Annotated in this window: 1 pseudogene; it reads left to right on the plus strand. The window is 38.4% G+C overall.

From position 1 onward, the window contains the following. Positions 1-492: pseudogene (locus ACVCXO_RS00485) on the plus strand (gliding motility-associated C-terminal domain-containing protein); the annotation flags it as partial.

The following is a 492-nucleotide window of genomic DNA, read 5'->3' on the forward strand; positions in this document are numbered from 1 at the left end:
AGACGAAACTATAGAATGTAACGGAACAGATAACGAAACGGTTGCGAATGATTGGAATGCTACTAACATATTAGCGCTTCAATCTTGTGGTACGGATTCTTGTGATACAGATGCGGTATTCGATGTAACTTCTGATTATGTATTTACGAACCTTGCTTCCACTTGTGGAGCTGGTGGTACTATTCTAGTTACGTATACAGTTGCAGATGATTGTGGTAATGAAACCATACTTACTGCAACACTTACTCTTGAAGATTCTATCGGTCCTGATCTTACAGCTTGTACGGTTGTAGACGAAACTATAGAATGTAACGGAACAGATAACGAAACGATCGCGAATGATTGGAATACAACTAACATATTAGCGCTTCAATCTTGTGGTACGGATTCTTGTGATACAGATGCGGTATTCGATGTAACTTCTGATTATGATTTCACTAATCTTGTAGCTGCTTGTGGTCTTACTGGTTCTATAGAAGTTACTTATGTTGT

Source organism: Lacinutrix sp. MEBiC02404, from assembly GCF_053601575.1.